Below are 10,066 nucleotides of genomic sequence, written 5' to 3' on the forward strand. Positions count from 1 at the left end.
GGGCTCGCTGGTGCCCAACCCTCTGTCGACAGGACTTGATAGCCGTGAAGGTCGGTATCCCCCGCGAGGTCAAGAACCACGAGTACCGCGTGGCGATCACGCCCGCCGGCGTGCACGAGCTCGTGCGCAACGGTCACGAGGTCTACATCGAGCACGACGCGGGCGTCGGCTCGTCCATCCCGAACGAGGAGTACGTGGCCGCGGGGGCGACCATTCTCCCCACGGCGGACGACGTCTGGGCGACCGGCGACCTGATTCTGAAGGTCAAGGAGCCGATCGCGTCGGAGTTCGGACGGCTGCGCAAGGACCAGACGCTCTTCACCTACCTGCACCTCGCCGCGGGTAAGGAGTGCACCGAGGCCCTGCTCAACGCCGGCACCACGTCCATCGCGTACGAGACGGTGCAGCTGCCCAACGGCGCACTGCCGCTGCTCGCTCCGATGTCCGAGGTGGCCGGTCGGCTCGCGCCGCAGGTCGGCTCGTACCACCTGATGGCGCAGGGCGGCGGTCGCGGCACCCTGATGGGTGGCGTCTCCGGTGTCTACGCCGCGAAGGTCGTCGTGATCGGCGCCGGCGTCTCGGGCATGAACGCGGCGGCGATCGCCCTGGGCATGCAGGCCGAGGTGCTGCTGCTGGACCGCAACATCCAGGCGCTGCGCGACGCCGACCGGATCTACCAGGGCCACCTGCAGACCGTCGCGTCGAACACGTACGAGATCGAGAAGGCCGTGCTGGACGCGGACCTGGTCATCGGCGCGGTGCTGATCCCGGGCGCCAAGGCCCCGAAGCTGATCACCAACGAGCTGGTGTCGCGGATGAAGCCGGGCTCCGTGCTCGTCGACATCGCGATCGACCAGGGCGGCTGCTTCGAGGACTCGCACGCCACGACGCACGACGACCCGGTGTACAAGGTGCACAACTCGATCTTCTACTGCGTCGCGAATATGCCGGGCGCGGTGCCGCACACCTCGACCTACGCGCTCACCAACGCGACGCTGCCGTACATCGTGCAGCTGGCGAACCGGGGCTGGCGCGATGCGGCCAAGGCCGACCGGGCGCTTGCGCTCGGTCTGTCGACGCACGAGGGTCGGCTCACCAACGCTGCGGTCGGCGAGGCGCTTGGCCTGCCGGCTGTGTCGTTGGACGACATCCTGGGCTGACGGTCGGCCTCACGCGCATGGCCTCAGGCGCCGGCCGGGCTGGATCGGTTGGCCTGGGCTACTTGTCCTCAAGCGCCGGACGGGCTGGATTTGCTCGGCCGGCGCTTGAGGGTTGCGGGTCTCGGGTGTCCTCAAGCGCCGGACGGGCTGGGTTGGTTTGCTCGGGCTTGGGGGTTGCGGTCTCGGGTGTCCTCAAGCGCCGGACGGGCTGGGTTGGCTTGCTCGGGCGTGAGGGTTGCGGGTCTCGGGTTGGCTTCAGGCCGGGGTCTGTGGCTCGTGGGTCGTGATGGTTGGCGTTTGCGTAGGGCGTTGCATGCCGTACATCCCCAATGGCGTGGGTGTACGGCATGTGGTGTTTTGGGGGGCAGAATGGGGCTGTGGATGCGGTGGTCGGGGCCTATCTGGCCCATGTGACGGGTGAGCGTGGGGTGGCGCGGAACACGCTGCTTGCCTATCGGCGGGATCTTCGACGTTACCTCTCTTATTTGCATGCCTGCGGGGTGCGCGCGCTCGCGGAGGTGCGGGGCGAGGACGTGACCGCGTTCGTGGACGGGTTGCGGGCCGCGGGACCGGCCGAGGCGTCGGTCGCCCGGGCCGTGGTCGCGGTGCGCGGGCTGCATCGGTTCGCGCTGCGCGAGGGGTTGGTCGCGGTCGACGTCGCGCACGACGTGCATCCGGGCGCGCCGCCGCCGCGCCGCACCGATGCGCTGTCGGTCGAGCGGGTCGAGGCGCTGTTCGCCGCCGCCTCGACGGGTGCCGCACCGTACGGGCCGCGCGACCGGGCGCTGCTCGAACTGCTGTACGGCACCGGCGCGCGGGTGTCGGAGGCGGTCGGCGCGGACCTGGACGACCTGGACCTGGCCGCCCGGACCATCCGCCTGGCCGGCCCGGGTGGTCGCCGGCGGGTGGTGCCGCTCGGTGCGTCCGTCCTGGACGCGCTCGATGTGTACCTGGTCCGGGCCCGCCCCGAACTCGCCGCCGCCGGGTGCGGCGGCACCGCCGTCTTTCTCAACGCGCGAGGCGGCGGATTGTCACGGCAGAGCGGCTGGGTCGTGCTCAGGAAGGCCGCCACGCGGGCGGCGCTGCCGGACCCCATCTCCCCGCATACGCTGCGGCGTTCGTTCGCCACGCATTTGCTCGACGGTGGGGCCGATGTCCGGGTCGTCCAGGAACTCCTGGGTCATTCCTCGGTGTCCACGACCCGGGTCTACGGGCGCGAAACCCCCGACGGACCTCGTCAGGTGTACGCAGGATCCCACCCTCGGGCGCTTGACTAGATCGCCTCACATGTTGCATGCGTCGGGCGGTTCGCCTTGCTGCGACCGTCCGCAACGCCATAGAGTCGCGATCCGTCGGCAAGGATTCAGGCTGACGAAGCAAGAAATGACCTGGTCGGCAAGGAGGTAAGACGACTTGTGAACGAGTCGACATTTGCTCCCGGGGGTGCCCAGCCAGGGGCGGCGCCGGGCCGTGCAGCGCCGACTACCTCTTCCTACGGGCCCGCCGACGGCCCGCAGGACCAGCAGGGGGCGCGCACGGAAAGCGCCGTCCAGGCGGGCCAGACGGCCCCGGCCGGTCAGGCCGGGCAAGACGGGCTCGATGGTCCGGACGCGCACGAGTACGCCTACGATATGTACTACTACGACGACGAGTTGCGCTACGCCGAGGAACTGCGTGGCGGACCGTTCGACCCCGACGCGGACTACGAACCGGATCCGGAGTACGCCGCGACTCTCGCCCCCGACGCCGCCACGCAACGCCGTGAGCGGGTCGGACCCACCGGCCGCGCCCTCCCGTACTTCCCGATTCCGGCGCCCGTGAGCGAACACGGCCCGGCGAAGATCATCGCGATGTGCAACCAGAAGGGCGGCGTCGGCAAGACCACGTCGACCATCAACCTGGGTGCCGCGCTTGCCGAGTACGGTCGACGAGTGCTGCTCGTGGACTTCGACCCGCAGGGCGCACTGTCGGTGGGCCTGGGCGTCAACCCCATGGAACTCGAACTCACGGTCTACAACCTGCTGATGGAAAGTCATCTCAGCGCGGACGACGTCCTGCTGAAGACGATCATCCCCGGCATGGACCTGCTGCCCAGCAACATCGACTTGTCGGCGGCGGAGGTGCAGCTGGTCACCGAGGTGGCCCGGGAGACCACGCTCTCGCGCGCGATCCGGCCGCTGGTCAACGACTACGACTACATCATCATCGACTGTCAGCCCTCGCTCGGTCTGCTCACGGTCAACGCGCTCACCGCGGCGAACAGCGTCATCGTGCCGCTGGAGTGCGAGTTCTTCGCACTGCGCGGGGTCGCGCTGCTGACCGAGACGATCGAGAAGGTGCACGAGCGGCTCAACCCCGACCTCGTGCTCGACGGCATCCTGGCGACGATGTACGACGTGCGCACCGTGCACGGCCGGGAGGTGCTGGCCCGCGTCACCGAGGCGTTCGGCGACCAGGTCTTCCACACCGTGATCGGACGCACCGTCAGGTTCCCCGAGACCACCGTCGCGGGCGAACCGATCACCACGTACGCCTCCAACTCGGTGGGCGCAGCCGCCTATCGCCAACTGGCCAGGGAGGTGCTCGCCCGGTGTCGCGCCGAGTGAGTCTCCCGGGTGCCGACGAGCTGTTCCGGACCACCGGTGGCGCCATGCTGCGGCAACAGCAGCAGAGCGCCGGCGGGGATTCGGCAGAGCCCCGCGGCACCGTACCCGCGCAGGTTCCGCCGGTCGGAGCAGGTTCCGACAGCACCGAACGACACGAGTCGTCCGGTTCGGACGGCGGTCCCGGCGAGGCCGAACAGCACGCCGTGCAACATCCCGTGCCCGGCCGCCGCGAGGCGCCCACACCGTCGGGGGCGTCCTCGATGTCCGCCGCCGCGGGTGTCGACCCGAACGCGCGCCCGGCACACCGCCGTACCCGTGCGCAGCGCCGCCCGAGCGGGCGCGAGCGACACGACGAGAAGATCACCGTCTACGTGTCCGCCGAGGAACTGATGGACCTCGAACACGCACGCCTCAGCCTGCGCGGCGACTACGGCCTGGCCGTGGACCGCGGTCGGATAGTGCGTGAGGCGGTCGCGGTGGTCCTGGCCGACCTGGAGGCGCGCGGTGAGGCGAGCATTCTCGTCCGTCGACTGCGTGGCTCTTGAGCGACATTCGAGCGAACCCCGCTTCGCGAAGTCTCGACGGACCCGCCGGTCCCCCGAGTGGCCCAATTCGGACCACCGCCCGGCGGGTCCGTGCCGTTTCCCGCAGTCGCGGCCCGCACCATTGAGCGCACCATGTCCCACACCAACGGTCCCGCCTCCTCCCGACGCACGCTCGGGCGCGGCCCGGGCCGGCCCGTCGCTGCCGAGGGGCCGCCCGCATCGGCTGCGCAGGCGGTGCCGGAGCCGGTTCCGCGGCCCGGCCCGCAGGCCGCTCCCGCACCCGGCCCCGACCCGAGCCCCGCGCCCGCCTCCGCCCCGGCTCCCGGCCCCGGGCTCCCGGCGGACGACGGCACCGGCTTCCGGGTCAACCTGGCCAACTTCGAGGGCCCGTTCGATCTGCTCCTGGGCCTGATCGCCAAGCACAAGCTGGATGTCACCGAGGTTGCGCTGTCCCGGGTCACCGACGAGTTCATCGCCCACATCCGGGCCCAGGGCCCGGACTGGGACCTGGGTCAGGCCACCGAGTTCCTGCTGATCGCGGCGACCCTGCTCGACCTGAAGACGGCCCGGCTGCTGCCGGTCGCCGAGGTCGAGGACGAGGAGGACCTGGCCCTGTTGGAGGCCCGGGACATACTGTTCGCGCGGCTGCTCCAGTACCGGGCGTACAAGCAGATCGCGGGCATCCTGGAGGACCGCTGGGCCGAGGAGTCCCGCCGTCACCCGCGCGAGGTGCCGTTGGAGCCGCGCTACCGGGGCCTGCTGCCCGAGGTGGTGATCACCACGTCCCTGGACCGGTTCGCCCGGCTGGCGGCCAGGGCGATGACCCCCAAGGCGCCGCGGATCGTCTCGATCGAGCACATCCACGTACAGCGGGTGAGCGTGCGCGAGCAGGCCGCGATAGTGGTCGAGCGGCTGCGCCGCACCGGCAGCGCGACGTTCGCCGAGCTGGCCGAGGACGCGCCGGACACGCTGCACGTGATCGCCCGGTTCCTGGTGCTGCTCGAACTCTTTCGCGAGTTGGCGGTGGGGTTCGACCAGGTCGAGGCGCTGGGTGAGCTGACCGTGCGCTGGACGGCCGGGACGGACGAGGACGTGGTGGTCGGTGTCGAGTTCGACGAGTTCGACACGGTGCTGCGCGAGGGCGAGGAGGACGCGTGAGCGGCGACGAGGGATTTTGGATCGAGCCGGCCGACGAGCCCGGGCCGGAGCCGGGGGCCGGGCACGCCCCGACGCCGCGGTCCGAGCGGCCGACGCCCGCCGAGGCCGCCGTGCCCGCTCCGCGGGCCGCCCGGGGCAAGACCCCGCCGCCCGCCCTGCCGGTGTCGGACAGTCCGCTCCCGGCGGCGCTGGAGGCCATCCTGATGGTGGTCCAGGAGCCGGTCTCCGAACATCTGCTCGCCGAGGTGCTCGACCACCCGCTCGCCGACGTGCGCGCCACACTGCGCACGCTGGCGCTGGAGTACACCGCCCAGGGGCGCGGCTTCGACCTGCGCGAGGTGGCCGGCGGCTGGCGGTTCTACAGCCGCCCCGAGCACGCCGCCGCCGTCGAGCGCTTCGTGCTGGACGGGCAGCAGTCCAAGCTGACCCAGGCCGCACTGGAGACGCTCGCCGTGGTCGCCTACCGCCAGCCGGTCAGCCGGGGTCGGATCTCCTCGGTGCGCGGCGTCAACTGCGACGGCGTGATGCGCACGCTGCTGGCCCGCGGGCTGGTGGAGGAGTACGGCATCGAATACGAGACCCAGGCCACGCTCTACCGCACCACCGAGTTCTTCCTGGAGCGGATGGGCCTGCGCTCGCTCGACGAGTTGCCGGAATTGGCCCCTTTCCTGCCCGAGATCGAGGCACTGGAGGCGGAGGGCGAGGGGCCTTTGGACGGCTTCCCGCACCGCGCGGCGTCCCCGGTTGCGCGGACCGGGGATACTGGGAGGGATACCGGGGCGGTGCACGCCGACCCCGACGACGGCGAGACGACAACGGAAGTTTGATGGCACCCACCAACAGGCAAGGCTCCGGCGGCAACGACCGAGGCAACGAACGCTCGGTGAACAAGCGCGGGGGCACCGGGCGCGGCAGCAACACTCCGCAGCCCCGCCGGGTCGCCGACGACAATCGTCGAGGCGGCGCGGGTGGGCAGCCGAAGTCGGGCGCGGCGGGTGGCAAGGACCGCCGCCCGTCGGCGAGCACCGGCCGCCCGGACCGCCGTCCCACCACGATGCGCTCCACCGAGCGCAACGAGCGCGAGAAGCAGGAGGGCGTCCGCCTGCAGAAGGTGATGGCGGACGCGGGCATCGGCAGCCGCCGGCACTGCGAGAACCTGATCGAGGCCGGCCGGGTCCAGGTCAACGACGAGCGGGTCACCGAGCAGGGCAAGCGGGTGGACCCGGACACGGTGGAGATCAAGGTCGACGGGATGCGCATCCCGACCCGCCCGGCCGAGACCTACATCGCCTTCAACAAGCCGACCGGCGTGGTGTCCACCATGTTCGACCCGGACGGCCGGTTCACCATCGCGGACTACATCACCGAGTTCGAGCAGCGCCTGTTCCACGTCGGCCGACTGGACACCGAGACCGAGGGCCTGATCCTGCTCACCAACCACGGTGAGCTGTCCAACCGGCTCACCCACCCCCGGTACGAGGTGCGCAAGACCTACCTCGCCTCGATCCAGGGCCCGATCCCGCGCGACCTGGGCAAGAAGCTCAAGGCCGGGGTCGAACTGGAGGACGGCGTCGCGCGCGCCGACAGCTTCCGGATCGTGGACAGCGTCGGCAACAACTTCCTCGTCGAGGTGGTGTTGCACGAGGGCCGCAAGCACATCGTCCGGCGGATGCTGGCCGAGCTGGGCTTCCCGGTCGAGCGGCTGGTGCGCACGCAGTTCGGTCCGATCCAGCTGGGCGACCAGAAGCCGGGCCGCACCCGCCGGTTGTCCAACGACGAGATCGGCCTGCTCTTCCGCCAGGTCGACCTGTAGGTCGGACACGGCCCAGGGCCGGATTCGGGCGGCAATCTCGTCGCATTCGGCATCGGCAGCCAACTGCCTTGACGGCCGCAGTAGTTCCACTTACGGGTGGAACTGCTGCGGCCGTTGTTCGTATCCGGTCGTTTCGGTTCCGTCGGCCTGCCCGATGGTGCATCGTGGAAGCCCGCACGGGGGTGCCCGGGCCCTGGCTGAATAACGGTTCGGAACCGAGCGTGTCCCAGTGATCGCGATCGGTGCCCGCAACCCCCCTCGTTGCTGCTAGAACGTTGCCGAATACCCGAGGTGTGCCTCGCGCCCGCGGGGCCGACAGCAGGGGGGACACCACTTTGGTGCTGCCTGTCCGCCGGGGAGCGCCACGGCCGGCGCCCTCCACACGGCGTCCACGACGGTTGGCCACCGCAGCTCTGCTCGGCGTGCTCGCCCTGGCGTCGACGCCCAACACGGCCCGGGCGGCGGACCCGACGGTGGGCGATCCGAGCCTGAAGGTCGCGCCGATCTCCTACGCGATCCTGGTCGACGAGTCCGGCAGTCTCAAGGGCGCCGACCTGGACCGGGAGAAGGACGCCGCGGCGCTGGCCGCGATCGGCGAACTCTCGCCCGACTCGCGCGTGGGGGTGGTCGGCTTCGGCAGCGGGGCCGGCGTGAAACCGGCGGTGGACGTGGTCTGTCCGATGACCGTGGTGTCCGATCCGGCGGCGGCCAAGTGCGCCGAGAGGCTGCACGCGCGCACCGATCAGGAGGGCAACAACACCGACATCCCGGCCGCGATCAGGCAGGGCGTGAGCATGCTGGCGGCGAGTCCCGCCGGGCAGCCCAGGGTCCTGTTCGTGCTGACCGACGGCGCGATGGCGGTCTCGCCCGGCGAGGGCTACGGCAACGACGCCGCACGGATCCCGGGCGAGCTGGACAAGAGCCTGACCGCCGCGTTGGCCCAGGCCAAGGCGGCGGGCGTACAGATCTGGCCACTGGGATTCGGCAGCGCGATCGACGCCGCGCAACTGTCCCGGATGGCGGACGGCGGCGCGCCGTCGATGTGCTCGCAACGGCCCGAGGACAAGCCCACGGCGGTCACGGTCAAGGACTCCGGCGAGGTCGTGCAGACCCTGCGCAAGGCGTTCGGGACCGCGCGCTGCGCCGGTGTCACCCAGACCGACTCGACCGAGGTGAACGGCGAGGCCGACCTGAACGTGACGATCCCGGCGATCGCCACCGACGTGGTCATCCAGGTGCAGAAGGCCAACGAGCGGATCGAGACCACGTTCTTCGATCCGGACGGCAAGCGGGTCGACAACGCGCCCGGCACCGAACAGCGCGGGCAGGGCTCGCGGACCGAGACGTTGCGGATCACCGATCCCGTGGCGGGCAAGTGGCGGATCCACCTCAAGGCGCCGGACGGCTTCTCCGGGCCGGTCAGCGCGGCCGCGCTGTGGCAGGGCGTGGTCAAGTCCTACGTCCAGCTCAACCCGCCCCAGCCGAGCGCGGGCGAACCGGTCAAGTTCAGCGTCTTCCTGCAGTCCCGGGAGAAGAACCTGACCGATCCGGCCGCGCTCAAGGGCGTCACCGTCTCCGGACACGTCGAGGGACCGGGCCTCAAGGCGGACATCCCGCTCCGGCCCGGCGACAAGGGCGAGTTCTTCAGCGACTACCGGATCCCGGGCGGGGTCACCGGCCAGGTCAGCTTCACCGGCACCATCAGCGCACCGGGCGTGGCCGGCACCCGGGAGGTCAAGACGGTCACCCTCGGCGGGGGACCGGCCGCGGTCTCGGCCGAGATCAAGTGGGGCGACGGCACCATCGAACCCGGCGGCAGCGTCGCCGGCACCGTGTCCTGGAAGGTGAACGACACCAGGCCGCACACCCTGCGGGTGGTCGCCGACTTCCCGGCCGGCACCGGCCTGCGGATCACCGGCGCCGAGCAGCGGGTGACGGCCGGCTCCGACGAGTTCGGGTTCGAGCTCGCGTTCGGCAAGGACATCGCCAAGGGCGACCACACCGGCCGGGTCCGGGTGCTGGACACCAGTGACGGCGACAAGGTGCTCTTCGAGACCACCCGCACCGTCACCGTCGAACCGCCGCCCGGGTTCTGGGACGAGTACCTGTGGCTGGTGATCGGGGGCATCGTGCTGATCGCACTGCTGCTCGGCCTGCTCGGCTACCTCGCCAAGCGGCGCAAGCGGGCACGCCGGATCGGACCGATCGCGCTGCGCCTGTACCGCGACGGGCAGCCGATCGGCGTGGAGACCCGGCCGCTGGACGAGCGCGCCGAGGCGATGTGGTTCCGGTTGGACACCACCGGCTTCCCGCCCCAGTTGATTCCGCTGTACCAGCACGAGCCCGGAACCGCGTGGATCGTGCGGCGGACCGCGGCGACCGGCACGATGGACGTGGAGACCCCGCTCGGCGCACACCTGCACCTGGACACGGGTCGGCCGACCGAGATCGAGCCCGGGCTCGCGCTCGGCTTCACGGACGACCGGGTGCGGAACGAGCCGCCCGCCGGGGGGAGTTCCGGGTCGGGTGAGCCCTACGGCCGGTACGGCTCCGCCGCGCCCGCGACCGCGCCCCCGCGGCCGTACGGCGAGGATGCCTACGGATCGGACCGGCCGTACAACCCGTACGGCCCCTACGGTTCGGGACCCGCCGCGGATCCCGGGCCGGGCGCGGGCCCCGACGACACCACGTTCGGCTACGGCCCCCCGCGCTAGTGCTGTTGCGGTACCGGTCGGGATGCGGGGTCCCGGCACCTGAACTCGCACGTCACGCACTTTTCGAGGA

At 71.1% G+C, this 10,066-nt stretch carries 8 protein-coding genes; all 8 read left to right on the plus strand.

Annotated elements, in window-relative coordinates; genetic code table 11:
- The first annotated feature begins 44 nt into the window (after window positions 1-44).
- The 8 genes from ald to ACZOOI_RS22870 all read left to right on the plus strand — a co-directional run bounded on the left by ald (window position 45) and on the right by ACZOOI_RS22870 (window position 9,996).
- Complete coding sequence (gene ald / locus ACZOOI_RS22835; protein WP_465277554.1) at window positions 45-1,160, plus strand: alanine dehydrogenase; 1,116 nt, start codon at window positions 45-47, stop codon at window positions 1,158-1,160.
- Between the two features lie 377 nt (window positions 1,161-1,537).
- Window positions 1,538-2,437 (plus strand): tyrosine recombinase, encoded by a 900-nt coding sequence (locus ACZOOI_RS22840; RefSeq protein WP_465277555.1) that lies wholly within the window; start codon window positions 1,538-1,540, stop codon window positions 2,435-2,437.
- A 354-nt stretch (window positions 2,438-2,791) separates the two neighbouring features.
- A complete protein-coding gene (locus tag ACZOOI_RS22845; RefSeq protein ID WP_020555592.1) occupies window positions 2,792-3,766 on the plus strand; it encodes a ParA family protein in 975 nt (324 codons plus the stop codon).
- The gene (locus tag ACZOOI_RS22850) at window positions 3,751-4,311 is read left to right on the plus strand and encodes a hypothetical protein (protein WP_465277556.1); all 561 of its coding nucleotides are present in this window, start codon (window positions 3,751-3,753) and stop codon (window positions 4,309-4,311) included. Before ACZOOI_RS22845 ends, ACZOOI_RS22850 begins: the two co-directional genes overlap by 16 nt.
- A 132-nt stretch (window positions 4,312-4,443) precedes the next feature.
- Complete coding sequence (locus ACZOOI_RS22855; protein WP_465277557.1) at window positions 4,444-5,469, plus strand: segregation and condensation protein A; 1,026 nt, start codon at window positions 4,444-4,446, stop codon at window positions 5,467-5,469.
- Window positions 5,466-6,296: an SMC-Scp complex subunit ScpB gene (gene scpB, locus ACZOOI_RS22860; RefSeq protein ID WP_465277558.1), complete on the plus strand. Its 831-nt coding sequence runs from the start codon at window positions 5,466-5,468 to the stop codon at window positions 6,294-6,296. The genes ACZOOI_RS22855 and scpB overlap by 4 nt, the downstream gene beginning before the upstream one ends.
- On the plus strand, window positions 6,296-7,282 hold the full coding sequence (locus ACZOOI_RS22865; RefSeq protein ID WP_391586915.1) for a pseudouridine synthase: 987 nt from the start codon (window positions 6,296-6,298) through the stop codon (window positions 7,280-7,282). The genes scpB and ACZOOI_RS22865 overlap by 1 nt, the downstream gene beginning before the upstream one ends.
- 398 nt (window positions 7,283-7,680) lie before the next feature.
- Entirely contained in the window at window positions 7,681-9,996 is a 2,316-nt protein-coding gene (locus ACZOOI_RS22870) for a VWA domain-containing protein (protein ID WP_465277559.1), read from the plus strand.
- The last annotated feature ends 70 nt before the right edge of the window (window positions 9,997-10,066 follow it).

This window comes from Embleya sp. L77 (genome assembly GCF_055557415.1).